The sequence below is a fragment of the Microvirga pakistanensis genome, assembly GCF_004458765.1.
Classification (GTDB): Bacteria; Pseudomonadota; Alphaproteobacteria; order Rhizobiales; family Beijerinckiaceae; genus Microvirga; species Microvirga pakistanensis.
Genome location: NZ_SPJX01000156.1, coordinates 45,784 through 71,682, shown reverse-complemented (window position 1 = coordinate 71,682; position 25,899 = coordinate 45,784). Strand labels below are relative to the sequence as shown.

23 protein-coding genes and 3 tRNA genes are annotated in these 25,899 nt (G+C 64.5%); 18 read left to right on the top strand and 8 right to left on the bottom strand.

All coding sequences use genetic code 11. From position 1 onward, the window contains the following. Nucleotides 1-27: 27 nt before the first annotated feature. From sufC to E4K09_RS05050, 5 genes are all read left to right on the top strand, one after another. Complete coding sequence (gene sufC / locus E4K09_RS05075) at nt 28-780, top strand: Fe-S cluster assembly ATPase SufC (RefSeq protein ID WP_134495662.1); 753 nt, start codon at nt 28-30, stop codon at nt 778-780. 2 nt (nt 781-782) lie between these two features. Then, nucleotides 783-2,096: a Fe-S cluster assembly protein SufD gene (sufD, locus tag E4K09_RS05070; RefSeq protein ID WP_134495660.1), complete on the top strand. Its 1,314-nt coding sequence runs from the start codon at nt 783-785 to the stop codon at nt 2,094-2,096. 116 nt (nt 2,097-2,212) lie between these two features. Next, nucleotides 2,213-3,448 (top strand): cysteine desulfurase, encoded by a 1,236-nt coding sequence (locus E4K09_RS05065; protein ID WP_134495658.1) that lies wholly within the window; start codon nt 2,213-2,215, stop codon nt 3,446-3,448. An 11-nt stretch (nt 3,449-3,459) separates the two neighbouring features. Beyond that, nucleotides 3,460-3,843 (top strand): SUF system Fe-S cluster assembly protein, encoded by a 384-nt coding sequence (locus tag E4K09_RS05060; RefSeq protein WP_134495655.1) that lies wholly within the window; start codon nt 3,460-3,462, stop codon nt 3,841-3,843. Nucleotides 3,844-4,091: 248 nt separating this feature from the next. Further along, nucleotides 4,092-5,312, top strand: a complete 1,221-nt coding sequence (locus tag E4K09_RS05050; protein ID WP_134495651.1) for an FAD-dependent oxidoreductase — start codon at nt 4,092-4,094, stop codon at nt 5,310-5,312. Here the strand turns inward: E4K09_RS05050 and ybaL are convergent. Next, a complete protein-coding gene (gene ybaL, locus E4K09_RS05045; protein ID WP_134495649.1) occupies nt 5,211-7,109 on the bottom strand; it encodes a YbaL family putative K(+) efflux transporter in 1,899 nt (632 codons plus the stop codon). The two genes, E4K09_RS05050 and ybaL, sit on opposite strands and share 102 nt — an antisense overlap. A 171-nt stretch (nt 7,110-7,280) precedes the next feature. On the opposite strand from ybaL, the gene E4K09_RS05040 reads away from it, so the two are divergent. Together E4K09_RS05040 and E4K09_RS05035 are read left to right on the top strand one after the other, a co-directional pair. Then, complete coding sequence (locus tag E4K09_RS05040) at nt 7,281-7,661, top strand: HesB/IscA family protein (protein WP_134495647.1); 381 nt, start codon at nt 7,281-7,283, stop codon at nt 7,659-7,661. 3 nt (nt 7,662-7,664) lie between these two features. Next, the gene (locus E4K09_RS05035) at nt 7,665-8,057 is read left to right on the top strand and encodes a TfoX/Sxy family protein (RefSeq protein WP_134495645.1); all 393 of its coding nucleotides are present in this window, start codon (nt 7,665-7,667) and stop codon (nt 8,055-8,057) included. Here E4K09_RS05035 and E4K09_RS05030 read toward each other — a convergent pair. Continuing rightward, entirely contained in the window at nt 8,054-9,517 is a 1,464-nt protein-coding gene (locus tag E4K09_RS05030; protein WP_134495643.1) for a DEAD/DEAH box helicase, read from the bottom strand. The two genes, E4K09_RS05035 and E4K09_RS05030, sit on opposite strands and share 4 nt — an antisense overlap. Before the next feature lie 172 nt (nt 9,518-9,689). Between E4K09_RS05030 and E4K09_RS05025 the strand changes: the two genes are divergently transcribed. Both E4K09_RS05025 and E4K09_RS05020 read left to right on the top strand, forming a co-directional pair. Beyond that, entirely contained in the window at nt 9,690-10,388 is a 699-nt protein-coding gene (locus E4K09_RS05025) for an alpha/beta fold hydrolase (protein WP_134495641.1), read from the top strand. A gap of 311 nt (nt 10,389-10,699) precedes the next feature. Further along, entirely contained in the window at nt 10,700-11,299 is a 600-nt protein-coding gene (locus E4K09_RS05020; protein ID WP_134495639.1) for an outer membrane protein, read from the top strand. Between the two features lie 119 nt (nt 11,300-11,418). On the opposite strand, the gene E4K09_RS05015 is transcribed toward E4K09_RS05020, so the two are convergent. The 3 genes from E4K09_RS05015 to E4K09_RS05005 all read right to left on the bottom strand — a co-directional run bounded on the left by E4K09_RS05015 (nt 11,419) and on the right by E4K09_RS05005 (nt 13,814). After that, complete coding sequence (locus E4K09_RS05015) at nt 11,419-11,769, bottom strand: DUF1236 domain-containing protein (protein WP_134495637.1); 351 nt, start codon at nt 11,767-11,769, stop codon at nt 11,419-11,421. A gap of 231 nt (nt 11,770-12,000) precedes the next feature. Continuing rightward, a complete protein-coding gene (gene glnA, locus E4K09_RS05010; protein ID WP_134495635.1) occupies nt 12,001-13,410 on the bottom strand; it encodes a type I glutamate--ammonia ligase in 1,410 nt (469 codons plus the stop codon). Between the two features lie 65 nt (nt 13,411-13,475). Continuing rightward, on the bottom strand, nt 13,476-13,814 hold the full coding sequence (locus tag E4K09_RS05005) for a P-II family nitrogen regulator (protein WP_009490961.1): 339 nt from the start codon (nt 13,812-13,814) through the stop codon (nt 13,476-13,478). Nucleotides 13,815-13,993: 179 nt separating this feature from the next. On the opposite strand from E4K09_RS05005, the gene E4K09_RS05000 reads away from it, so the two are divergent. Beyond that, nucleotides 13,994-15,478 (top strand): NAD(P)H-hydrate dehydratase, encoded by a 1,485-nt coding sequence (locus E4K09_RS05000; RefSeq protein ID WP_134495633.1) that lies wholly within the window; start codon nt 13,994-13,996, stop codon nt 15,476-15,478. On the opposite strand, the gene E4K09_RS04995 is transcribed toward E4K09_RS05000, so the two are convergent. Next, entirely contained in the window at nt 15,471-16,829 is a 1,359-nt protein-coding gene (locus tag E4K09_RS04995) for a multicopper oxidase family protein (protein ID WP_134495631.1), read from the bottom strand. The two genes, E4K09_RS05000 and E4K09_RS04995, sit on opposite strands and share 8 nt — an antisense overlap. A 169-nt stretch (nt 16,830-16,998) precedes the next feature. Between E4K09_RS04995 and E4K09_RS04990 the strand changes: the two genes are divergently transcribed. The 7 genes from E4K09_RS04990 (at nt 16,999) to E4K09_RS04960 (ending at nt 24,153) form a co-directional block, all read left to right on the top strand. Next, nucleotides 16,999-17,083, top strand: a tRNA-Leu gene (locus E4K09_RS04990). A gap of 107 nt (nt 17,084-17,190) precedes the next feature. Further along, the gene (tig, locus tag E4K09_RS04985) at nt 17,191-18,588 is read left to right on the top strand and encodes a trigger factor (protein ID WP_134495629.1); all 1,398 of its coding nucleotides are present in this window, start codon (nt 17,191-17,193) and stop codon (nt 18,586-18,588) included. 80 nt (nt 18,589-18,668) lie between these two features. Further along, on the top strand, nt 18,669-19,301 hold the full coding sequence (locus tag E4K09_RS04980) for an ATP-dependent Clp protease proteolytic subunit (RefSeq protein ID WP_134495627.1): 633 nt from the start codon (nt 18,669-18,671) through the stop codon (nt 19,299-19,301). A 224-nt stretch (nt 19,302-19,525) separates the two neighbouring features. Next, entirely contained in the window at nt 19,526-20,794 is a 1,269-nt protein-coding gene (gene clpX, locus E4K09_RS04975; RefSeq protein ID WP_134495625.1) for an ATP-dependent Clp protease ATP-binding subunit ClpX, read from the top strand. A gap of 226 nt (nt 20,795-21,020) precedes the next feature. Continuing rightward, a complete protein-coding gene (gene lon, locus E4K09_RS04970) occupies nt 21,021-23,447 on the top strand; it encodes an endopeptidase La (protein WP_134495623.1) in 2,427 nt (808 codons plus the stop codon). Between the two features lie 197 nt (nt 23,448-23,644). Then, nucleotides 23,645-23,923: an HU family DNA-binding protein gene (locus E4K09_RS04965; RefSeq protein ID WP_134495621.1), complete on the top strand. Its 279-nt coding sequence runs from the start codon at nt 23,645-23,647 to the stop codon at nt 23,921-23,923. Nucleotides 23,924-24,077: 154 nt separating this feature from the next. Continuing rightward, a tRNA-Val gene (locus E4K09_RS04960) sits at nt 24,078-24,153 on the top strand. Here the strand turns inward: E4K09_RS04960 and E4K09_RS04955 are convergent. Continuing rightward, on the bottom strand, nt 24,141-24,734 hold the full coding sequence (locus E4K09_RS04955) for a DUF1003 domain-containing protein (protein WP_134495619.1): 594 nt from the start codon (nt 24,732-24,734) through the stop codon (nt 24,141-24,143). The genes E4K09_RS04960 and E4K09_RS04955 overlap by 13 nt on opposite strands. 226 nt (nt 24,735-24,960) lie before the next feature. After that, complete coding sequence (locus E4K09_RS04950) at nt 24,961-25,545, bottom strand: DUF4142 domain-containing protein (protein WP_166802161.1); 585 nt, start codon at nt 25,543-25,545, stop codon at nt 24,961-24,963. A 252-nt stretch (nt 25,546-25,797) separates the two neighbouring features. Here E4K09_RS04950 and E4K09_RS04945 point away from each other — a divergent pair. Continuing rightward, nucleotides 25,798-25,875: transfer RNA gene (locus tag E4K09_RS04945), tRNA-Pro, on the top strand. Nucleotides 25,876-25,899 lie beyond the last annotated feature (24 nt).

Here is a 25,899-nt window from a genome sequence, read left to right as displayed (position 1 = left end):
TCCACGCCCAAACAACGGAACACTCAAATGCTCGAAATCAAGAATCTTGTTGTCCAGATCGAGGACAAGCGCATTCTCAACGGCCTCAACCTCACCGTGAACAAGGGCGAGGTCGCTGCCATCATGGGCCCGAACGGTTCGGGCAAGTCGACCCTGTCCTATGTGATCGCCGGCAAGGAGGACTACGAGGTCCTCGACGGCGAGATCCTGCTCGACGGCCAGAACCTTCTGGAAATGGAGCCGGACCAGCGCGCCGCCGCCGGCGTGTTCCTGGCCTTCCAGTACCCGCTGGAGATCCCCGGCGTCGGCACCATGACCTTCCTGAAGGCCGCGCTGAACGCCCAGCGCAAGGCGCGCGGGCAGGACGAGCTGACCACGCCGGACTTCATCAAGCAGGTGAACGCCGCCGCCGCCAAGCTCGAGATGCCCAAGGACATGCTCAAGCGCGCTCTCAACGTCGGGTTCTCCGGCGGTGAGAAGAAGCGCATGGAGATCCTGCAGATGGCGCTGCTCCAGCCGTCCTTCTGCATCCTCGACGAGACGGATTCCGGCCTCGACATCGACGCGCTGCGCATCGTGTCCGAGGGCGTGAACTCGCTGCGCTCGCCGGACCGTGCGTTCCTGGTCATCACGCATTATCAGCGCCTCCTGAACCACATCGTGCCCGACACCGTGCACGTGATGCATGGCGGCCGCATCGTGCGCACCGGCGGCAAGGAGCTCGCCCTCGAGCTCGAGGCCAACGGCTACGCCGATTACCGGGAAAGCGAGGCCGCGTAGCCATGGCCGACGTGACCCTCATGAAGACGCCGGCCGAAACCGCGCTGGCGCAGGCTTTCGAGAGCGCGAAGACGGTGCTTCCGGGCAGCGTCGAATCGCGCGCCCAGGCCTTCGAGCAGTTCTCCGCGCGCGGTCTTCCGCACCGCCGGGTGGAGGAGTTCAAGTACACGGACCTGCGCGCGCTCCTGCGCGAGGTGGCGCCTTTCGCCAACGTGCCCTCGGCCGAAGAGGCCAAGGCCGCGCTGGAGGGATCGAAGGCGTTCGCCGACGTGAGCGCGCTCCAGGTGCCCTTCGTGAACGGCCATTTCGTGCGCGAGGCGGTGGATTTCCACAACCTGCCGGAGGGCCTGGAGATCGTGCCGCTGCGCGAGGCTCTGGCCAACGGCCACGAGTGGCTGGCGAAGCTCAGCCCGGTTCCGTGGGCGAGCGACAATCCGATCTACCAGCTCAACACGTCCTTCATGGCCGATGGGGTGATGATCCGTGTCGCCGGCGCCGTGGAGACCCCCGTTCATCTGCGCTTCGTGACCGCTGCCGGTTCCGCCGTGGCCACCGCCACCCGCGTTCTCGTGGTGGTGGAGGACGATGCCAGCGTGACGCTCCTCGAATCCCACGAGAGCACCGACGGCGCGAACCATCAGCCGAACGATGTGGTCGAGATGATCGCGGGCGACCGTTCGAACGTGCAGCACGTGCGCTTGAACGCCGAAGGCGACAAGACCCTGGCCCTGTCCACGCTCGCGGCGAGGATCGGCGCCGAGGTGACCTTCAACAGCATCAATGTCGTGGCCGGCGCTGCGACGTCGCGCCATCAGGTCTATGCCGTTCTCGATGGCGAGAACACGAACCTGCGGGTCAACGGCGCGAACCTGCTGAAGGGCTCCCAGCACGGCGATTCCACACTCGTGGTCGAGCACAACGCGCTCCACTGCGAGAGCCGCGAGCTGTTCAAGACCGTGATCGACGATGAGGCCACGGGCGTGTTCCAGGGCAAGATCATCGTTCCGCATCATGCGCAGAAGACCGACGGCCGCATGATGTCGGCGGCGCTCCTTCTCGCGGAGGGCGGCTCGATGAACAACAAGCCCGAACTCGAAATCTTCGCCGACGACGTGCAATGCGCCCACGGTGCCACCTGCGGCCAGCTCGACGAGGATCTCCTGTTCTATCTCATGGCCCGCGGACTGCCGAAGAAGGAGGCCGAACGCCTCCTCGTCCAAGCGTTCCTCGGCGAGGCCATCGAGTTCGTCGAGAACGAGAGCGCCCGCGACGCCCTGGTCGGCACGGTCGAGGAATGGCTGAGAGCGAGGGCGTAACACTCTTCGTCATGGCCGGGCTTGTCCCGGCCATCCACGTCTTAAGAGCCGCAGCGGATCAAAGACGTGGATGCCCGCAACACGTGCGGGCATGACGATAGAGGGAGCAACAAGCGATGAACATGCCAGTAAAGCCCTACGACGTCGAAGCCGTCCGGACACAGTTCCCGATCCTGTCGCAACAGGTCTATGGCAAGCCCCTCGTCTATCTCGACAATGCCGCATCGGCCCAGAAGCCGAAGGCGGTGATCGACGCCATGGTGAACGCCATGGAGACCGGCTACGCCAACGTCCATCGCGGCCTGCACTACATGGCCAATGTGGCGACCGAAGGCTTCGAGCGCGCACGAGAGACGGCGCGCGAGTTCATCAATGCCGGATCGACCGACGAGATCGTCTTCACGAAATCGGCCACGGAAGCCTACAACCTCGTGGCGGATTCCTTCGGCCGCATGAATATTGGGGAGGGCGACGAGATCATCCTCTCCATTATGGAGCATCACTCCAACATCGTGCCGTGGCACCTCCTGCGCGAGCGTAAGGGGGCGGTCATCAGGTGGGCCCCGGTGGACGACGAGGGCAACTTCCTCGTCGAGGAGTTCGAGAAGCTCTTCTCGCCTCGCACGAAGATCGTCGCCATCACGCACATGTCCAATGTGCTGGGCACCACCACGCCGATCAAGGAGATCATCCGCATCGCCCACGGCCACGGGGTTCCCGTGCTGGTGGACGGCGCCCAGGGAGCGGTGCATCTCGACGTGGACGTGCGCGACCTCGACGCCGATTTCTACGTGTTCACGGGCCACAAGGTCTATGGACCGACCGGCATCGGCGTTCTCTACGGCAAACGCGAGCTTCTCGAGAAGATGCCGCCTTATCAGGGCGGCGGCGAGATGATCCGCGAGGTGCGCGAGGACGCGATCACCTACAACGATCCGCCCCATCGCTTCGAGGCCGGCACGCCCGCCATTCTCGAGGCGATCGGCCTCGATGCGGCCCTGCGTTTCATGATGAGCATTGGCCGTGAGAACATCCGCGCCCATGAGGAGGCTCTTTCGGCCTATGCCCATGAGCGTCTGGGAGCCATGAACTCGATCCGCATCATCGGCCGGGCCAGGGGCAAGGGCCCGATCCTCGCCTTCGAGATGAAGAACGCCCATGCCCATGACGTGGCCACGATCATCGACCGGCAGGGCGTGGCGGTTCGGGCGGGCACCCATTGCGCCATGCCGCTCTTGAACCGCTTCGGCGCGACCTCCACCTGCCGTGCATCGTTCGGCCTCTACAACACCATGGAAGAAGTCGATAAGCTGGCGGACGCCTTGCAGAAGGCGGAAGCCCTGTTTGCCTGAAGGATAGACCTGTGAACGACCAGACCCCCATCCAAGACGGGCCCAATGCGCCGCAGGTGTCGCCCGGTTCAGGGATCCCGCCGGAAGAGCTTGACCGCATGACGGACGACATCATCGCGGCTCTCAAGACCGTCTACGACCCGGAGATCCCCGCCGACATCTACGAGCTCGGCCTGATCTATCGGGTCGACATCGACGACGACCGCAACGTCGCCATCGACATGACCCTCACGGCTCCGGGCTGCCCGGTCGCCGGAGAGATGCCCGGCTGGGTCGAGAACGCGGTGGCGTCGGTTCCGGGCGTTCAGAACGTCAAGGCGACCATCGTCTTCGATCCGCCATGGGACCAGAGCCGCATGTCCGACGAGGCGCGCGTCGCCCTCGATATGTGGTAGCCGCGGGCGCTCTTACGAACCGTTCCACGCTCTTTCCCGTCATGCCCGGCCTTATGCCGGGCATCCACGTCTTACCGCCGCTGAGATTCTCAAGACGTGGATGGCCGCAACACGTGCGGCCGTGTCGGCCCAGGGCATATCCCCGACCAAGTCCGGGACATGACACATCCTGTCGGCGCGCCCGGTCACAACATCGCCGCGGGAAATGTGCTAAGCGTACAGTCTGATCATGCCGGAGAGGCCCGATCATGGACGCGCCTGGACCCTCTGAAACCCTCCACACCCGCTGCTGCATCGTCGGCGGCGGGCCGGCCGGCATCATGCTGGGTCTGCTCCTGGCGCGCCAGGGAATCGACGTCGTCGTCCTTGAGAAGCACGCCGATTTCCTGAGGGATTTCCGCGGCGACACCATCCATCCCTCCACGCTCGAGCTCATGCACGAGCTCGGCCTTCTCGATGATTTCCTCTCCAGGCCCCATCAGGAAGCGCGTACCGTCAGCCTCAGGATCGGCGACACCCTGCTCAAGCTCGGCGATTTTTCGCACCTGCCGACCCGCTGCAAGTTCATCGTCTTCATGCCGCAATGGGATTTCCTGGACTTCCTGGTCGGACACGCCCGGGCCTATCCGCATTTCCATCTGCGGATGCAGGCCGAGGCCGTGGACCTGATCGAGGAGGAGGCACGCATCGCGGGCGTGCGCGCATCGACCCCGAATGGACCCCTCGACGTGAGAAGCGACCTTGTCGTGGCGGCCGATGGCCGGCGCTCCATCGTGCGCGAGAAGGCCGGACTTCAGGTTCTCGATATCGGTGCGCCGATGGATGTGTTGTGGATGCGCGTGTCCAAGCGCCCGGGGGACCCGGACAATCTGCTGGGGCATGTCGCGGCCGGCCGGATGCTCGTGATGATCGACCGGGGCACGTATTGGCAATGCGCCTACCTCATTCCCAAGGGGGCCTTCGAGGCGGTGAAAGGGGAAGGCCTGGCCGCGCTGCGGAACAATCTGGCGAGCCTCGCGCCCTTCCTCGGGGAGCGGACACAGGAGCTTCGCGGCTGGGACGACATCAAGCTCCTGTCGGTCGCCGTGGACCGGCTGAAGCAATGGTCCCGGCCCGGCCTGCTGTGCATCGGCGATGCCGCCCACGCCATGTCGCCCGTCGGCGGGGTCGGCATCAACCTCGCCATCCAGGATGCCGTGGCCACGTCCAATATCCTCGGGCCTGCCCTCAGGCAGGGACCCGTCGGGCCGGACCGGCTCGCTCTCGTCCAGAAGCGGCGGGAAGCGCCGACGCGCCTCACGCAAGGGCTGCAGGTGCTCGTCCAGAAGCGGATGATCGATCCCGTGCTGCGGAGCAGGGGGCCCGTCTCAGCGCCCTGGCTCATCCGCCTGCTGGCGCGATGGCCGTGGTTCAGGCGCATTCCCGCCCGCATCATCGGCCTCGGCTTCAGGCCGGAGCACGTACGGTGAACCCTGGTTGCCAGGCCGGTCCGCGCCTGCTCGCTCGGGTTCGTCCCCGGCGATCCCGTCCGCCTCCTCGACCGACGAGAGAATCGGCTCGCGCGGAGCGTCCGGAACGGCCGCCACCATGGCGCGGGCGATTTCCTGCTCACCCATGACGACCCGTGACGCGCCGTACTTCATGATGTGGTCCTCCTGCGCGGAGGAGTGGACGCGCACGACGATCGGCAGGCCCGGGTTGATCTTGCGGGCCTGCTCGACGACCTGGCCGCTCTCGAAGGCATCGGGTATCGCCACCAAAAGGCAGCGGGCTTCGCCGATATTGGCAGCCGCCGCGACCTCCGGATCCGCCGCATTGCCGATGATGGTTTCGACACCATCCGCCTGCAGTTCGGCGAGCTGTGTCTTGTTCGTCTCGATGATCACGAACGGAGTTCCGCTCGCCGCGAGCTTCCGGCTGATGAACTTGCCGACCCTGCCATGGCCGACAAGGACCACATGGTCCGACAGGGAGATCCTGGGCAGGGATTCTCTCGCGACCGCAGCCGATTCCGCGGCCGCATCTGCGGCCGCTTGGGCCTCCGTTGCCGCCTTCTCGGCCTTCGCGGTTTCCCGCGCGGTTTCCCGCTTGGCAAACCATCGATCGAGGAGGGTGAACAGGAACGGGTTCACCATGATCGACAGAATCGCGCCCGCCAGAACAAGGTCGCGTCCCTCGTCGGGCAGCAGCTGGAGCTCCACGCCGAGGCCGGCGAGAATGAACGAGAACTCGCCGATCTGGGCCAGGCTCGCCGCAATCGTCAGCGCGGTGGAATTCGGATGGCGGAACAGGCGGACGATGCCGTAAGCCGCCAGCGACTTGCCGATGGTGATGATCAGGAACGTCGCGAGGACCGGGCCGAAACTGTTGATCAGGATCATCGGATCGAACAGCATGCCCACCGAGACGAAGAACAGCACCGCGAAGGCGTCCCGGAGCGGAAGGGTTTCGGAGGCGGCCCGATGGCTGAGCTCCGACTCGCTCAGCACCATGCCGGCGAAGAACGCTCCGAGCGCGAAGGAGACGCCGAACAGCTCCGCTGCGCCGAAGGCCGTACCCAGGGCGATCGCGAGAACCGAGAGCCGGAACAGCTCGCGCGAGCCCGTATGGGCCACATAGTGCAGGATCCACGGAATCACGCGGCGGCCCACGATCAGCATCACGGCCACGAAGGCGACGACCTTGCCAAGGGTGAGGCCGAGCGAAAGGGCGATCGATCCGGCGTCGGCGGAGGCTCCGGAGGTCGCCTCCGCGAAGGCTGGAAGGAGAACCAGGGTGAGGACCATGGCGAGGTCTTCCACGATCAGCCAGCCGACCGCGATGTGCCCCCGCTCCGTCTCCACGAGGCGGCGCTCCTGCAGGGCGCGCAGCAGCACCACCGTACTGGCGACCGAAAGGGCGAGGCCGAAGACCACACCAGAGCCGAGACTCCAGCCCATGAGCCAGGCGAGACCCATGCCGAGCAGCGTCGCGCTGGCGATCTGAACGACGGCGCCCGGCACCGCGATGGCCCGGACGGAGAGAAGGTCCTTCAACGAAAAGTGAAGACCCACGCCGAACATCAGCAGGATCACACCGATTTCGGCAAGCTGGTTGGCGAGGCCCTGATCCGCCACGTAGCCGGGCGTGAAGGGACCGACGAGAACGCCGGCCAGGAGATAGCCGACAAGGGGAGAGATGCGAAGCCGCTGGGCGATCGCCCCGAGAACGAAGGCCAGCACGAGGCCGACGACGATCGTGGATATCAGCGGCATATGATGCGGCATCTGTTCTCCTTCATGGAATTTCGGTTCGGGGGAAGCATACCCGATATGAGGCAGCGGGGCCGTAATCACAACCCCGTTGATCTCGACGTTTGCCGACGGATCTCTTATCTATGGATCGTATCGTACTCGTTCTGCCCGGGCCTTGAACCCGGCCGTCAGGAGAGAAGGCTTATGGCTCTACCCGGTTTCAAGGTCGTCACCTTGACCGACGCGGCGGCGACCCGCGTCAAGGACATCATCGCCAGGGCGGACCGTCCCATCGTGGGCGTTCGCGTGGGCGTGAAGAACGGCGGCTGCGCCGGCATGTCCTACACCATGGAATACGCGGAAAGCGTCAACCCGCTCGACGAGGTGGTCGAGGACAAGGGCGTGACCGTGCTCATCGACCCCAAGGCGGTGCTGTTCCTGCTGGGCACGGAAATGGATTTCCAGACGACGAAGATGTCGTCGCAATTCGTCTTCAACAATCCGAACCAGACCTCGGCCTGCGGTTGCGGCGAATCCGTCGCGATCACGCCGGCTACGCCCCCCGCGCTCCACACCACGGGCTAGGCGATGGACGCCGAGGCGCTCCGCGACATCTTTCAGGCGTTCGGCCCGGTCAGCATCCGCCGTATGTTCGGCGGATCCGGGATCTACCGCGAGGGCGTGATGTTCGCTCTCGAGAGCGACGGCGCGCTCTACCTGAAGGTCGACGACGAAAACCTCGGCCGCTTTCGCGATCTCGGCTCGCAGCCTTTCAGCTATCAGACGAAGGATGGCCGAACCACGATCATGAGCTACTGGCTCATGCCCGAATCGGCTCTCGACGACCCGGAGGAGGCGGCGGATCTGGCTCGCACGGCTCTGGGCGCGGCGTTGCGCGCCAAAGCGGCGGGCGCGAGGAAGGCTACGAGATTCCCGCCTGCCCGGAAGCCCCGAAAGGCCGGCCGGGAACCCGCCCTCTAGGACTTTTTGATCGTGACCGGCCGCATCAGGAACGCCGGCACATGGTCGCCCATGCCTTTGACCGGAGCGTCATCGTCGTCACGACGGGACCGGCCCGAATTCCCCCTCGCCGCGGAGCGATCCCGCTCGGGGCGCTCCCGTTCGGGGCGCGGCTTGCGGGCGGGCTGCTCCGGTTGGGGAGCGGGCGCCTCGCGCGCGGGTGCCGCTTCGTCCTGCGCCTGGTCGCCTCCGGAGCGTTGACGGCCGGTCCGGACCTTGACCTTGCGCCCACGGGAGGAGCGCTCCTCGCCCCGGCCGCTGCGGCGGGACGATCTTTCCGACGGCGGAAGATCGGCGAGAGTGGGGCCCTCCCACTCGACGGGGGTGGTGATCAGCTTCTCGATCGCAGCGAGCGATTTCTCGTCTCCAGGGCTGACGAGGGTGAAGGCTTGGCCGGCGCGACCGGCGCGGCCCGTGCGGCCGATGCGGTGGACGTAATCCTCCGCGTGATGAGGAACATCGTAGTTGAACACATGGCTGACCGTGGGAATGTCCAGGCCTCGGGCCGCCACGTCGCTCGCCACCAGAATGGGCATCTCCCCGCTTCTGAAGCTGTCGAGGGCCGCCATACGGGCGTGCTGGTCCATGTCGCCGTGGAGCGCCACCGCATCGAAACCGTGCTTCTGCAGGGAGCGGTGGAGCACGGCCACGTCGCGCTTGCGGTTGCAGAAGACCACGGCGTTCTGCAGGTCCGTTGCGTTGCGGATCAGGCCGCGCAGGGTCTCGCGCTTCTGCCAGTCCTCGCGGCCCGTCGCCACGAGGCGCTGGGTGATGGTCGCCGCCGCCGTGGCGGCGCGGGCCACTTCGACCTTGACCGGGTTGTGCAGGAAGGCATCCGCGAGGCGCTGGATTTCCGGCGGCATGGTCGCCGAGAAGAAGAGGGTCTGGCGGGTGAAGGGGACGAGCTTCACGATACGCTCGATATCCGGGATGAATCCCATGTCGAGCATGCGGTCCGCCTCGTCGATCACGAGGAGTTCGACGCCCGTGAGAAGCAGCTTGCCTCGCTCGAAATGATCGAGGAGACGGCCGGGCGTCGCGATCAGCACGTCCACCCCCCTGGTGATCTTGGCGTCCTGGTCGCCGAAGGACACGCCTCCGATCAGGAGTGCCACCGAGAGCTTGTGGTTGATGCCGTACTTGTCGAAATTGTCCTCGACCTGGGCGGCCAGCTCGCGGGTCGGCTCCAGGATCAGCGTGCGCGGCATGCGGGCCCTGGCCCGGCCATGCTCGAGCATCGTGAGCATCGGCAGCGTGAAGGCCGCCGTCTTGCCCGTGCCGGTCTGAGCGATCCCGAGCACGTCCCTGCGGGCGAGCACATGGGGAATGGCCTGGGCCTGAATGGGCGTCGGCTCAGTATAACCGGCGGCGGCAACAGCCTGTTGCACTTTATCGCTTAGTCCGAGTTCGGCGAACGACATGAATCTCTATACCGTTGGGCAGGGTGCGCTGACGATGCCGGCCGCGCTCTACGGCAACAAACAGGCGCGAGACTGGTTTCACCTGAGGCTCTTGCTCAAGTTGAGGCGTGGCGGGACCATAGGACAAGGTATGGGCTTGTCAATACAAGCAAACTTGCAAAGGGATGAGGATATGGCCGAAACGTTGGTTCTGATTCCGGGTTTGGCCTGCACGGCGCGTCTGTTCGAAGCTCAGATCGACGCCTTGTCCGGAAGCAGGAACGTTGTCGTGGCCGATCATGGGCAGGATGATTCGATCCCCGCCATCGCCGCGCGCCTCTTGAAGGATGCACCGGAGCGCTTCGCCCTCGCCGGGCTCTCCATGGGCGGCTACGTGGCCCTGGAGGTCATGCGCCAAGCCCCTGAGCGGGTTCAACGGCTTGCCCTGCTCGATACGAGTCCTAAGCCCGATACGCCGGAGGCGAGCCAGGACCGGGAGCGGCTCATCGCGCTGGCGCGGGCCGGGCGATTCGAGGACATCCATGCGAAACTCTGGCCGCGCCTGGTTCATCCCGAGAACCGGTCCGACCAAGTTCTCCAAGGCATCGTGTTCGGAATGATGCGGGAGACCGGTGCCGACGCTTACATCAAGCAGCAGCGAGCCATCATGGCGCGCGCCGATTCACGCCCGCTGCTGCCCGGCATCGAGATCCCGACGCTGATTCTCGTCGGCGAGGGCGACGCCATCACGCCTCCCGAGATCGCCCGTGAAATGGCCGACATGATCGAATGGGCGTCCCTCGCGGTCGTGCCCGGGGCCGGCCACCTGTCCACCCTGGAGCAGCCGGAGCGGGTCGCGCAGGCCATGCGCCTGTGGCTTGAAGAGGGCTGAGCCGAGCAGCGAAAAGGCATTCCTTCTCGGCATGGTCAACGATTTATTACCGGGTCCGAGAGGGGATTCGGAGTCCTTTCCAAGGCCCGGGATGTCGAGAATACCACAAATATTTCAGCTATATAGACATTCGGTGGAGACTGCCTCAAGGGAGCGCGCTCGTGCGCCGTTCTCGCCGATGATCCGCATTCTTCCTGAGCGGAAAGCAGTCGATCGCCTTCCCTCCTTCAGTGTTGCGGAAAAGTGACAGACGTCGCCGCGACCCTGAGCTAGAAGCGGGGCCATAGCGTTCTTCGCGAATGGAAAAACAAATGAAAAAGATTCTCCTCTCTTCGGTTGCTCTGCTCGGCCTCACCGCTGGCGCCGTGGCTGCTGACCTCCCCTCCCGCCGCGCTCCGGCTCCGATCGTGGCCGCTGTTCCGCTCTTCACCTGGACGGGCTTCTACGTCGGTGTGAACGCTGGCTACGGCTGGAACACGGACGACGAGGTCACCATTGGTGGCATCACCTATGACCTCGACGACGAGGGTGGCTTCGTGGGCGGCGCTCAGGCAGGCTACAACTACCAGTTCGGCTCGTTCGTGGTCGGCGTCGAGGGCGACATCCAGTACGCCGATTTCGGCAACGACGACGACGTGTTCGAGTCCAGCGACTGGTTCGGCACGGTCCGCGCTCGCGCCGGTGTGGCCTTCGATCGCGCTCTCGTGTACGCCACGGGCGGCTTCGCTTTCGCTGACGAGGCCAACGGCTGGACGGTCGGCGGCGGCGTCGAGTACGCCTTCACCAACAACCTCTCGGCCAAGGTCGAAGGTCTGTACGTGAACCTCGACACGGATACCGCAGTCGGCAACTACGACGCCGAGTTCGGCGTGGTTCGCGCCGGTCTGAACTTCCGCTTCGGCACCTACTAAGATCCGTCGCATCCGCGACAGAAAAGGCCCGGGGAAACCCGGGCCTTTTTCGTTGGATGTGTCTCGCTGAAGGGCAATGCCGCTCGGCTTTGGGGCGGCATTGTCCGAGGGGAGCTGCCTTACTCGACGATGGTCACGACCTTGCGGGTCTTCGGGTCCACCAGGACCACGTCGTCGTTGTAGACGAAATAGCTGTATCCCTTCACGGTCGGAATGTCGGACACGATGGTGTCCGGGACGGTGTTCAGCTCGACCGTATCGGGCACCGTCGCGCCTACCGTGACCTTCTCCTTCACGGTCACGGGCTTCGCCGTGCTCAGGCGCTGGCGGATGACGGTGCGCTTTTCCGGAGCGATCGTGATGGAGCCGGTCGATTCCGTCGTGGTGGTCGTCACGGTGGTCTGGGCGCCGGCTGGAACGGCGGCGAGCAGGCCGACAGCGGCCGCGGTCGCGATCATGATGCTCTTCATTTCCTCTACTCCTCTTAAAGCTTCTTGCTTGAGCATGGCTCAAGCGCGCGGTCACTCTGGATCGACCGCGTCGGGCTGGGTAACTCGGAGGAGGGGTTAAGCGTTCCCGCTTCGTGACCGCTTTTTCCTAGATGGGCCTCTTAATTCCTGGGAATCCAAACAAAAATGCCGGAGCCCTGGGGCTCCGGCAGGAAGGCTGCGATGAAAAGCAGCCGGGAGGAACGGTGTCGATCAGACCGAGTAGTACATCTGGAACTCGACCGGGTGCGGGGTCATCTCGAAGCGGGCGACCTCGGTCATCTTCAGCTCGATGTAGCTGTCGATGAAGTCGTCGTTGAAGACGCCGCCGGCCTTGAGGAACGCGCGGTCCTTGTCGAGGCTGGCGAGAGCTTCGCGCAGCGAGCCGCAGACCGTCGGGATCTTCTTGAGTTCCTTCGGGGGCAGGTCGTACAGGTCCTTGTCCATGGCCTGGCCGGGATCGATCTTGTTCACGATGCCGTCGAGACCGGCCATCAGCAGCGCCGCGAAGGCGAGGTACGGGTTGGCGGTCGGATCGGGGAAGCGAACCTCGACGCGCTTGGCCTTCGGCGAGGTCGTCCACGGAATGCGGCACGAAGCCGAGCGGTTGCGGGCCGAGTAGGCCAGCAGAACCGGAGCCTCGTAGCCCGGGACGAGACGCTTGTAGGAGTTCGTCGAGGGATTCGTGAAAGCGTTCAGGGCCTTGGCGTGCTTGATGATGCCGCCGATGTACCACAGGCATTCCTGGGACAGGTCGGCATACTTGTTGCCCGCGAAGAGAGGCTTGCCGCCCTTCCAGAGGGACTGGTGCACGTGCATGCCCGAGCCGTTGTCGCCGTAGACCGGCTTCGGCATGAAGGTGGCCGTCTTGCCATAGGACTGGGCGACGTTGTGGATGCAGTACTTGTAGATCTGCATCTCGTCGGCGGTGCGGACGAGGGTGTTGAACTTCGTACCGAGCTCGTGCTGGGCGGAAGCCACCTCGTGATGGTGCTTTTCGACGGTCACGCCCATGGCCTTCATGGCCGCCAGCATTTCGCCGCGCATGTCCTGGGCCGAATCCAGCGGGGGAACCGGGAAATAGCCGCCCTTGGTCGGGATGCGGTGGCCGAGGTTGCCGCCCTCGTAGGGCGTGTCGCCGTTGATCGGCAGCTCGGCCGAGTCGAGCTTGAAGCCCGTGTTGTAGGGATCGGCCATGAACTTCACGTCGTCGAACACGAAGAACTCGGCCTCGGGGCCCACATAGACCGTGTCGGCGATGCCGGTGGACTTCAGGTAGGCCTCTGCCTTCTTGGCGATGCCGCGCGGGTCGCGGTTGTAGGGCTCGCCCGTGGCCGGCTCGAGAATGTCGCAGTTGATCGACATGGTGGACGCCGAGAAGAAGGGGTCCATCTGGGCCGTGGTCGGATCGGGCATGAGGGTCATGTCGGATTCGTTGATCGCCTTCCACCCGGCGATGGAGGAGCCGTCGAACATGATCCCGTCGGCAAGCAGGTCCTCATCGACCATCGAGACGTCGAACGTCACGTGCTGCCACTTGCCGCGCGGATCCGTGAAACGGAAGTCGACGTATTTGACGTCGTTATCTTTGATCGCCTTGAGCACATCCTTGGCGGTCTGCATGATGTTAGGTCCTCTTCTGCCCTTGAAATTGTCCTCGGCTCGCGCCTCGGCTTGAGATGGCGAGATCAGATCGCGTCGGATCCGGTCTCGCCTGTACGGATGCGGACGGCCTCTTCGACCGTCGACACGAAAATCTTTCCGTCTCCGATGCGGCCGGTCTGGGCGGCCTTGCGGATCGCCTCGATGGCGCTTTCGGCCATGTCGTCGTTCAGGACGATCTCGAGCTTCACCTTGGGCAGGAAGTCGACGACGTATTCCGCCCCACGGTAAAGTTCCGTGTGGCCCTTCTGACGGCCGAAACCCTTTGCCTCGATGACCGTGATGCCCTGGAGGCCGACCTCCTGGAGGGCTTCTTTGACTTCATCGAGCTTGAAAGGTTTGATGATGGCTTCGATTTTCTTCATCGGATAACCGTTTCGGTTCGGGACTTGCCGCTTTTAGCACCAGCACTGGGCGCCTTCCATGGATTCAACGATTCAAATCGGGCGCAATTGCACCTCTGGAGAGCAGTTCCTGCTCAAAGTTTGTGCAAGTGCGGTTTTCAGCGGCAAAGCCTCGATTTGAGGTCATTTTGAGGGCTCGGATGGCTCCTGAACTCGTTCTTCGCCCCCGGGACATGCGGCAAGCCGATGTCTGGACCATCGAGTCGGGGGTTCCGGGCATCGAACTGATGCGGCGCGCAGGACAGGCCGTCGCCCGTGCTGCAACGGAAATGCTCACGAAAGAGGCGCGGGTGATCGTCGCCGCCGGACCTGGGCAGAACGGGGGCGACGGGTTCGTCGTCGCGGCCCGCTTGGCGGAGCAAGGGCATCGGGTCTCCCTCGGGCTTCTCGGGGGCATCGACCGCCTCTCGGGCGATGCCGCCCTGGCGGCGAAGGACTGGAAGGGGGCCGTCGCTCCGGTGGAAGCCCTGCCTTTCGCCGAGGCCGACCTGATCGTGGACGCGCTGTTCGGGACCGGCCTCGCGCGGGACCTCGGCGGGGCCGCCCGCGTCGCGGTCGAGCGCATGAATGCCTCCGGGAGGCCCATTCTGGCCGTCGATCTGCCGTCGGGACTGGACGGGGAGACCGGCCAGGTGAGGGGTGTCGCCGTCAGGGCCGTCCGGACGGTGGCCTTCGCGGCCTGCAAGCCTTGCCACTTGCTGATGCCGGGCCGGGCTTTCTGCGGGGAGGTGGAGGTCGCCGACATCGGCATCGCCCGGTCGACCCTTGAGGCGACGGGCGGCAGGCTCTTCGCCAATGCTCCGTCCCTGTGGCGCGACACGCTGCCCAGGCCGGGACTCGGCTCCCACAAATACGAGCGCGGCCATACCCTCGTGGTCTCGGGGGGCGCGACCCGGACCGGGGCCGCGCGGCTGGCCGCGCGGGCGGCGTTGCGGATCGGGTCCGGCCTCGTCACCGTGGCGTCGCCTCCGGAGGCGATCGGGATCAACGCGGCCCATCTCACGGCCGTCATGCTGCGCGGCTGCGACGGGCCGGAGGGCCTGCACCAGATCCTCCAGGACGCGCGGCTGAACGCGCTCGTGCTCGGGCCCGCCCTCGGGGTCCATTCGGGCACCCGCGCGATGGTGGCCGTGGCGGCCCATGCCCGCCGCAGCCTCGTCCTCGACGCGGATGCGCTGACCGCCTTCGAGGGACTGGCCACGGAGCTCCAGGGGGCTTTCGGCCACGCTCCGACCGTGCTGACACCCCATGACGGCGAGTTCAGGCGCTTGTTCAAGGGGCACCCGGATATCCTTGATCCGGAATCCAAAATCGAGCGAGCGCACCGCGCCGCCGTCTATACCGGCGCCGTGGTGGTGCTGAAGGGCCCCGACACGGTGATCGCGGCGCCCGACAGGCGCGCCGCAATCAACGGGAACGGCACGCCCTATCTCGGGACAGCCGGTTCGGGCGACACTCTCTGCGGCATCGTAGCGGGCCTCATGGCCCAGGGGCTGCCCGCCTTCGAGGCCGCCTGCGCCGGGGTTTGGATCCACGCGGAAGCCGGCGCGAGCTTCGGGCCGGGGCTGATCGCGGAGGACCTGCCCGAGCTGGTCCCGGGCGTTCTGCGCGCGCTCCTTACGTAACCTCGATCCAGGTCCACAGGCCCGCGTCGAACCGCTCCATGACGGTCGAGGCGAGAAGCCACTTGCCGGGATTGTCGGCCACGAAGGCGATGCGGATTGTCTTGCCCTCCGGAACCTGCACGGTGTCGAGCCAGTAGGGCTCCCAGCCGTCGTCGAGCGCGTGGAGGAGCCGGAAGGAATGGCCGTGCAGATGGACGGGCTGCATGAACGCGGTCTCGTTCTTGAGCGCCAGGACGACGGGCGTGCCGCGTTTGACCTTCACGAGCGGTGCACTCGAGACATCGCCGGCCGCTCCATTGACCGTCCAGGGAGCGTTCGTCTTGGGATCGCCCTTGATCACCACGTCCTTACGGGAGGCGTCCTGAAGCCGGATGGCGTCCGGAAGCTTGGGGTTCGGGGGCAGCGGGGCGACATCGGGCAGGGCCTCCCGCCGGTCGCCTTCGGTCGTTATCTCGGCGAGGGGAAAACCATTCCCGATCGCTGCCGTCACGGCGCCGGTCTGCCCCGCTTCGGTTGGAAGGTCGATCAGGAGGTCGTACCGGTTGCCGGGCGCGAAGGGCAGCGTGGCCTTCAGCGGTTCGAAGGTGCTGGAGGGCTGCCCGTCGACGGCGATCACGTAAGCCTTCAGCCCGTCGAAGCGCAGGCGCATGGCCCGCGCGTTGCAGGCATTGGCGAGCCGAAGCCGGATGCGTTCGCCCGGCCGGGCCTTGATCGGCTGCGGTGTCGGCTTGCCGTTCAGCGTGAGGAAGCTGCCGAGACGACCTGCAGGGGCTGGTTGAGAAAGAGCAAGGCTGCCGTCGTCCGAGAGGGCCCAATCGTCCAAGAGCAAAGCGATGTCTTGGTCGACCTGGGGCGGATCGGCTTCCTCGACGATCAGCAGCGCGGACAAGCCCCGTTCCGTCGGCTCGGCGCTGCCACCCAGGGGGCAGGGGCGGATCAGGAAGGTGCCGGGATCGGGTGGGGTGAAGGTGTAGTCGAAGCTCTCGCCAGGGGCGACAGGCTTCTGGGTCAGGCCACCGACCCCGTCCATGGCATTGGGACCACGCATTCCATGGAAGTGCAGCGACAAGGGCAGGGCGGTTTCATTCGTGAGGGACAGCCGCACGTCCGCCCCGTGCTTCAGCCGGAAGACCCGTGCCAGTTCGCCATTGAAGGCCCAGATTTCGGCGTCCCTCGTGGCGTCGTGGCGCAGCCGGAGCGGCTGGGACCTCGCGGTCACCGTCCAACGCGGACCGTTGCCTTTCAGACCCTCGACGGCCGCGGAAGGCGAGGCCGTCTGGGCTGCGGTCCGGTTGCTCAATCCGATCAGGGTTGCGGCGAGGCCGGCGGTGGCGGCGCGGCGGGTGATCATGCGGGAGGGCTCGCGGCTGTGGCTTCAGGCTTACGGGTATCCTTTTGAACCGGAAAGGCCAAGTCCGGTTGCCTTGCGCCGGCGCACGAACTTTTTTAATGCATGGCGCGCCAAGCATGCTATAGAGCCGCGTCCCGGAAGAGGGGTGCGTGTATCGTGCTGCTCCCATGCGGGCGTGGCGGAACTGGTAGACGCACTGGATTTAGGTTCCAGCGATGCAAGTCGTGGGGGTTCGACTCCCTCCGCCCGCACCAATCGTCAGGATTGGGTCCGGAGGCTCCTGGCACCTGGTTGACGGCATGATGCCGCATCGGCCGGAGCCTAACATCAATTTTTCGAGCGAATGAAGGCGAATAGAACAATGCAGGTGACGGAAACACTGTCCCAAGGCTTGAAGCGAGAGTTCAAGGTCGTGCTCCCGGCCACCGAGTTGGAGCAGCGCCTGAACAGCGAGCTGGACAACATCAAGGATCGCGTGCGGATCAACGGCTTCCGTCCCGGCAAGGTGCCGGTCGCCCACCTGCGCAAGGTCTACGGCCGTTCCGTGATGTCGGACGTTCTCCAAAATGCCGTCAACGAGGCCAACCGCAAGATCGTCGAGGACAACGGCCTGAAGCTCGCCCACGAGCCGCAGATCCAGTTCCCCGAGGACAAGGACTCCATCGAGAAGGCCATGGACGCCAAAGGTGATCTGGCCTTCACGGTCGCCCTCGAGGTCCTGCCGGAATTCGAGCTCGCCGACCTGTCCGACGTGAGCGTGACGAAGCCGGTGGTCGAGGTTTCCGATACGGAAATCAACGAGTCGCTGGAGCGCATGGCCAAGCAGAACCGCTCCTTCGAGACGAAGGACGGCGCGGCCGCCGAGGGCGACCGGGTGGTCGTCGACTTCGTAGGCCGTATCGACGGCACGGAGTTCGAGGGCGGCAACGGCCAGGACATCCGCGTGGAGCTCGGCTCCAACACCTTCATTCCCGGCTTCGAGGACCAGCTCGTGGGCCTGAAGGCGGGCGACACCAAGCTCGTTAAGGTCAAGTTCCCGGAGAACTACCTCGCCGCTCACCTGGCCGGCAAGGACGCCGAGTTCGATGTGACCGTGAAGGAAGTCGAGGCTCCCGGCGAGCTGAAGATCGACGACGAGATGGCCAAGGGCTTCGGCATGGAGTCCCTGGACAAGCTCAAGGACGCCATCCGCGACGCCATCAAGCGCGACTTCGACACCCAGTCCCGCCGCAAGGTCAAGAAGGAGCTCCTGGACGCCCTCGACGCCAAGTACAGCTTCGAGCTGCCGCCGACCCTGGTCGAGCAGGAATTCGCTGCCGTATGGTCGCAGGTCGAGGCCGACATGAAGTCGAACGGCCGCACCTTCGCCGACGAGGACACCACGGAAGAGCAGGCCAAGGCCGATTACCGCAAGATCGCGGAGCGTCGCGTCCGCCTCGGGTTGGTCCTTGCGCAGATCGGTGAGAAGTCCGATATCAAGATCTCCGACGACGAGGTGACTCAGGCCCTCATCGAGCGGGTCCGTCAGTACCCCGGCCAGGAGCGGCAGGTTTGGGAGTTCTACCAGAAGAACCCGCAGGCTCTCGCTGAAATTCGGGCTCCTCTGTTCGAGGAGAAAGTTGTCGACCAGATCCTCTCGCAGGTGAAGGTGACCGAGGAGGCCGTTTCCAAGGAAGCCCTCTTCAGCGACGATGACGCCGAAGGCGCCGGTTCCGAGCCGAAGGGCAACGGCGGTAAGAAAGCCAGCAAGGGCGAGTAACGCTCCATCTCGAGCGTCTCGCAGCTTGCGTCAATCAGACGGCCGCGCATACCGCGCGGCCGCTTTGGAGCAGTGAGACAATGAGAGATCCGGTAGCGCTCTACAACAATACGCTCGTTCCCATGGTGGTCGAGCAGTCGAACCGCGGTGAGCGCGCCTTCGACATCTATTCGCGCCTCCTCCGCGAGCGGATTATATTCCTCACGGGTCCGGTCGAAGACTATTCGGCGTCGCTCATCGTGGCGCAGCTGCTGTTCCTCGAGGCCGAGAACCCGAAGAAGGAAATCTCCTTCTATATCAACTCGCCGGGCGGCGTCGTGACCTCCGGCCTGTCGATCTACGACACCATGCAGTTCATCCGCTGCCCGGTTTCGACCCTATGCGTCGGCCAGGCCGCCTCGATGGGCTCGCTCCTGCTGACTGCGGGCGAGAAGGGCATGCGCTTCGCGCTCCCGAACGCCCGAATCATGGTTCACCAGCCCTCCGGCGGGTACCAGGGCCAGGTCACGGACATCATGATCCACGCCCGCGAAAGCGAGGCTCTCAAGCGCCGGCTCAATGAAATCTACGTGAGTCACACGGGCCGGAACTACGAGGAAATCGAGCGGGCGCTCGAGCGCGACAACTTCATGACGGCCGAGGCCGCCCGGGAGTTCGGCCTGATCGACCAGGTTATCGAGAAGCGTCCGGAGCCGGTGGCGCCCCCGGTCTAATCCTTAAAACCTGGGGAAAGATTCTCCCCAGGTGCGTCTTTTTAACTTGTTATCCCGTTTCTGTTGATCGCGGACCCGGCCCGTGATTGCATATGGATTCGGGAGGCGAGGCGATTTGACGTGAAAATTCTTAGCGCCGGAACCTTTCATTAGCTCCGGCGCTCATAACTTAAAGGGTGCGGGGCCGGCGCAGGGCCGTCCCGGCACGGATTGGAGATGTGATAATGACCAAGGCTGGCGGCAACGACTCCAAGAGCACGCTGTACTGCTCCTTCTGCGGCAAGAGCCAGCACGAGGTTCGCAAGCTGATCGCTGGCCCGACGGTTTTCATCTGTGATGAATGCGTCGAGCTCTGCATGGACATCATCCGCGAGGAGTCGAAATCGTCCCTCGTGAAGTCCCGGGATGGCGTGCCCACCCCGAAGGAAATCAGCCGCGTTCTGGACGACTACGTGATCGGCCAGGAGCACGCCAAGAAGGTGCTCTCGGTGGCGGTCCACAACCATTACAAGCGTCTGGCCCACGCGACCAAGCACAACGACGTGGAACTGGCGAAGTCCAACATCCTGCTGATCGGCCCGACCGGCTCGGGCAAGACCCTGCTCGCGCAGACTCTCGCCCGCATTCTGGACGTGCCCTTCACCATGGCCGACGCCACGACCCTGACGGAAGCAGGCTATGTGGGCGAGGACGTCGAGAACATCATTCTCAAGCTGCTCCAGGCCTCCGACTACAATGTTGAGCGGGCGCAGCGCGGCATCGTCTATATCGACGAGATCGACAAGATCTCCCGCAAGTCCGACAACCCGTCCATCACCCGCGACGTCTCGGGCGAGGGCGTGCAGCAGGCTCTGCTGAAGATCATGGAGGGCACCGTTGCCTCGGTGCCTCCGCAGGGCGGCCGCAAGCATCCGCAGCAGGAGTTCCTGCAGGTGGACACGACCAACATCCTGTTCATCTGCGGCGGCGCCTTCGCGGGCCTGGAGCGGATCATCGCCGGCCGCGGCAAGGGCACGTCCATCGGCTTCGGCGCGTCGGTGAGTGCGCCGGACGATCGCCGGACGGGCGAGATCTTCCGCGAGGTGGAGCCCGAGGACCTCTTGAAGTTCGGCCTCATCCCCGAGTTCGTCGGCCGTCTGCCGGTTCTGGCGACGCTCGAGGATCTCGATGTGGATGCTCTCAAGACCATTCTGCAGGAGCCGAAGAACGCACTGGTCAAGCAGTACCAGCGCCTCTTTGAGATGGAGAATGTGCAGCTGACCTTCCAGGACGAAGCGCTGACCCTCATCGCCAAGAAGGCGATCGAACGGAAGACCGGCGCCCGCGGCCTGCGCTCCATCATGGAGGGCATCCTGCTCGAAACCATGTACGACCTTCCGGGTCTCGATTCCGTCGAGCAGGTGGTCATCGGTCCCGAGGTCGTGGAGGGCAAGGCGAAACCGCTCTTCATTCACGGCGACCGCGCGGAGCAGACCGCAAGCGCCAGCGCCTGAGGTCCTGCAAGGTTTTTTATGATCGAGGGCGCTGCGGATACGGTTCTTGAAACACTGCATCCGCAACGCCACATACTTTCTTGCGAGGCGGCCGTCCGCTCATTCCCCGAGGGACGACGCCCCGTACCGGATGCAGCCATAAGAAAAGCCTGAGCATTCCGGTATCCCGTCCGAGAACCAGCTTACTCAAGGGGCCCTCCGGACGCAGACATAAGGATGTTGTCTCATGACACAGTCGAAGCCTCGTCAGCCTGTCATTCCGGGCTCGACCGGAACCTATGCGGTTCTGCCTCTGCGTGACATCGTCGTCTTCCCGCACATGATCGTGCCGCTCTTCGTCGGCCGTGAAAAGTCGATCCGCGCGCTCGAGGAGGTGGTCAAGAACGACCGTCACATCCTGCTCGCCACGCAGATCGATGCGACGGACGATGATCCGGCCGCGGATGCGATCTACAAGGTCGGCACCCTGGCCAACGTGCTCCAGCTTCTCAAGCTGCCCGACGGCACCGTGAAGGTGCTGGTCGAGGGGGCGAGCCGTGCCCAGGTGAAGGCCTATACCCGCACCGAAGAATTCTACGAGGCCGAAGCCGAAGTGCTTCCCGATTCCCTTGGAAACCAGATCGAGGCGGAGGCGCTTGCCCGCTCGGTGGTGGCCGAGTTCGAGAACTACGTGAAGCTCAACAAGAAGGTCTCGCCGGAGGTCGTCTCCGCGGTGACCCAGATCGACGAGCCCGCGAAGCTCGCCGACACCATCGCTTCGCACCTCGCGATCAAGATTGCCGACAAGCAGGCGATCCTGGAGACCCCGACCGTCGCGCAGCGCCTCGAGAAGGTGCTCGGCATGATGGAGAGCGAAATCTCCGTCCTGCAGGTCGAGAAGCGGATCCGCACCCGCGTGAAGCGTCAGATGGAGAAGACGCAGCGCGAGTACTATCTCAACGAGCAGATGAAGGCGATCCAGAAGGAGCTCGGCGACGACGAAGGTCGTGACGAGCTGGCCGAGCTCGAGGAGAAGATCGAAAAGACCAAGTTCACGAAGGAAGCCCGCGAGAAGGCGCTGGGCGAGCTGAAGAAGCTCCGCCAGATGTCGCCCATGTCCGCGGAAGCCACCGTCGTGCGCAACTATCTCGACTGGCTGCTCGGCATTCCGTGGGGCCGCCGCTCGAAGATGAAGAAGGACCTGAAGGCCGCCCAGGACATCCTGGATTCGGATCACTACGGTCTGGACAAGGTCAAGGAGCGCATCGTCGAGTACCTGGCCGTGCAGCAGCGCGCCAACAAGCTGACTGGTCCGATCCTCTGCCTCGTCGGCCCTCCCGGCGTCGGCAAGACCTCGCTCGGCAAGTCGATCGCCAAGGCCACGGGCCGCGAGTTCGTGCGCATGTCGCTCGGCGGCGTCCGTGACGAGTCGGAGATCCGGGGTCACCGCCGGACCTATATCGGCTCCATGCCCGGCAAGATCATCCAGTCGATGCGCAAGGCCAAGACGTCCAACCCGCTCATCCTGCTCGACGAGATCGACAAGATGGGCATGGATTTCCGCGGCGATCCGTCCGCGGCTCTCCTGGAGGTCTTGGATCCGGAGCAGAACAGCTCGTTCAACGACCATTACCTGGAGGTCGATTACGATCTCTCCAACGTGATGTTCGTGACGACGGCCAACACGCTCAACATTCCCGGCCCGCTTCTCGACCGTATGGAAGTGATCCGCATCGCGGGTTACACCGAGGAGGAGAAGGCCGAGATCGCCCGCACGCACCTGATCCCGTCGTCCATGCAGAAGCACGGCCTGCAGGAGAAGGAGTGGAAGGTCAGCGACGACGCTCTGCTCATGCTGATCCGCCGCTATACCCGCGAGGCCGGCGTGCGTAACCTCGAGCGCGAGATCAACAATCTCGTCCGCAAGGCCGTGAAGGAGATCCTGATTTCCAAGGTCACCTCCGTCGAGGTCACCGCGGAGAATCTGCCGGACTATCTCGGACCGCCGCGCTACCGCTACGGCGAGGCCGAGACGGAGGATTCGGTCGGCACCGTTACGGGTCTCGCCTGGACCGAGGTGGGGGGCGAGCTGCTCACCATTGAAGGCATCATGATGCCGGGCAAGGGCAAGATGACCGTCACGGGCAACCTGCGTGACGTGATGAAGGAATCGATCTCGGCGGCGGCGTCCTATGTCCGCTCCCGTGCGGTTGCCTTCGGGGTCGAGCCGCCGCTGTTCGACCGTCGCGACATCCACGTGCACGTGCCGGAAGGTGCGACGCCCAAGGATGGTCCCTCCGCCGGCATCGCCATGGCGACCGCGATCGTCTCGGTCGTCAGCGGTGTCCCGGTTCGCCGCGACATCGCCATGACGGGCGAGGTCACGCTGCGGGGCAGGGTGCTTCCCATCGGCGGGTTGAAGGAAAAGCTCCTCGCGGCCCTTCGCGGCGGCATCAAGAAGGTCTTGATCCCCGAGGAGAACGCCAAGGATCTGGTCGACATCCCGGCGAGCGTGAAGAACGGCCTCGAAATCGTGCCGGTCTCCACCATGGATCAGGTGCTCCAGCATGCCCTGGTGCGGATTCCCGAGCCGATCGAATGGGACGAGGCGTCGGTGCTCAAGGGCCCGAAACCAGCCGTCGAAGACGACGGCGCCGGGGTCGTTGCTCACTGAGTGGCTGACGTAGCGTCAGGAAAAAATGGAGCCCCCGGATCGCAAGTCCGGGGGCTTTTTTCGTGCGAAACAGCAGAAAATGGCCGATTTGCGGCTTTTTAGGGCTTGCTTAAGGATTAGCTTTGCGCCACACGAGTCCTCCCTGAGGCGGTGATACTACATAACTTGAGATCGCCGCGATCATTGGAGGATATGATATGAACAAAGGCGAGCTCGTTGCTGCCGTCGCCGACAAGGTCGGTCTTTCTCGTGGCCAGGCTGGTGAGGCGATCGACGCCGCCATCGAGGCGATCACCGGGGCTCTGAAGAAGGGCGACGAAGTGAAGATCGTCGGCTTCGGCACCTTCGTGGTCACGAACCGCGCTGCCGGTGAAGCCCGCAATCCCCGCACCGGCGAGAAGGTGAAGGTTCCGGCGTCCAAGACCCCGAAGTTCCGTGCCGGCGCAGGCCTGAAGGAGGCCGTCAACGGCAAGTAGGCGTTTTTACAGCAGCTTTTGCTTCCGATGAGGGCCAACACGCTTGCGTTGTTGGCCTTCTGTTTTTATGTGAGGCGGATCGGGGCTGGAAACATCCGCAGCTTCTGATATGACGCATGCTCCTTCGTGACGGATTCCCGAACGGAAGCGACAAGGGCGGTTAGCTCAGCTGGTAGAGCATCGGTTTTACACACCGCAGGTCGGGGGTTCGATCCCCTCACCGCCCACCATTCCCTTGGTTCTCGGCTTCGTCCTCCGCCAGCCTCTCGAGAACCTTCTCGGGCGCGACATGCTTTTCGAGTTCATCGAGGCTGGGGTCGTGCGCTTCGTCCACGCCGACGCGTGCGGCGATGGCCCGGGTGAGCGACAAAAGTCGTGTGATCTCGTGCTCAGACAGCAGATTGGTTTGAAGGTCGAGCTCCGCTCTGCGATCGGCTGCCGCAGCGGCGCGGTTCTGGCTGATGAGCACGAAGGTTGACAGGAAGATCGCCTCGACCGAGGCGATCGTCGCAAGGATCACGAAGGTCGGGTCGAAAGGGGAGATTCCCGGGATCAGCCCGGCATTGACGAGCGTCCAGCCGCCGACCAGCACCAGGTGGAGATAGACGAACAGCATGTTGCCGCTGAAGCGGGTGATGGCCTCGGCGATGCGGTCCTGGAGCCCGGCCCGGCTTTCTTCCTGCTGGCGCGTTTCCCGCAGAACATTGATGTTGCGGTCCAGGACAGAGGTGAAATCGCCAGGCCTGTTGGCATCGGTACTTGGGCTATCGCGTCTTCCGTCGACATTGGTCTCGCGCTTCCGCTGCGCCACGACAGGTTCCTTCTACTCACCTCGCCTGGACAAGAACGACTGGCGAGCGGAAGAGTTCAGGAGGGGCGCCGTCCGATCTTCTCGCCGCAATGGGATGAGGTGGAACGCCGCACCCGTGCAACAAGCACTGGAGGCGGTAGTTTAGGTCGCATTCCTCCCGAGACCGCTCCTGTGCCTCGCCCGCTCCACTCGTGTGGAGCGGGCCTTTTCTTGACCGGACCGCGTGTCAGCGCAGGGTCTGCTGGATGCGCTCCAGCAGCGCGATATGCTCGCGGATCTGCGTGCGCGCCATCCGGGCGACGTTCATATGCTCGCGGTTCTGCGGATTGGACTGCAGATATTCCTCCTGCGCCTGCAACAGATTGCGGTGGCCCTGCATCTGGCCGTCCAGATAGGCCTTGTCGAAAGCCGGGCCCGCCTGCTGGCTCTGCAGGGTCTGCAGCATGTCGCGGCCGCTGGCGTCCATCTGCATGTCGCCCTGCATGGCGCCGGAAGACCCCGTCGCGGCCGTGGCTGCGGGATCCATCATCGAGCGCAGGACCTCGGCCAGGGTGGTCTGTTCCTGCACTTCGAAATTCGCGAAGCGCTTGAGGTCCTCGTTGCGAGCCTTGTTCAGGGCGATGCGGCTCGTTTCCAGAGCCACCATGCCGAGCTGCATGGTCTGCTGCATGTGGTGCATCTCGGCTTGGCCCATGGGGCTGCCCGTGCGGGACATGCCCGAGGATCCGGCCGAGCCGCCGGTCTGCGCCAGGGCAGGGATGGTCACGAGGGTGGCGGCAAGGCCGCCGAGGAGGAGGGCACGTCGGTCCATCAGATTTCTCCGTCGAAGCTCACGGCCTGGCCGCGACGCGCCGGGAGAGGCGCTCGACTCTGGGCTGCCGCTGTTGTCGCGAACGCCGTCGATCTCGGTTGGTTTCACCTTGGCGGGAGGACGTGAGCGACCGGCTGGTCGGCCCATCCCTCCCTGAGATGTGCATTTCGGCCGCGATTCGCGGCGAAAGTGCATTTCAGGGGTTGCGAAGCGGTGCTTCCGAAGCTAATTGACACAGGCCGTTCAAGGCGTCGGAGCGTAGCGCAGCCCGGTTAGCGCACTAGTCTGGGGGACTAGGGGTCGTGGGTTCAAATCCCGCCGCTCCGACCATTGAATTCCTTGAACTCTTTCACA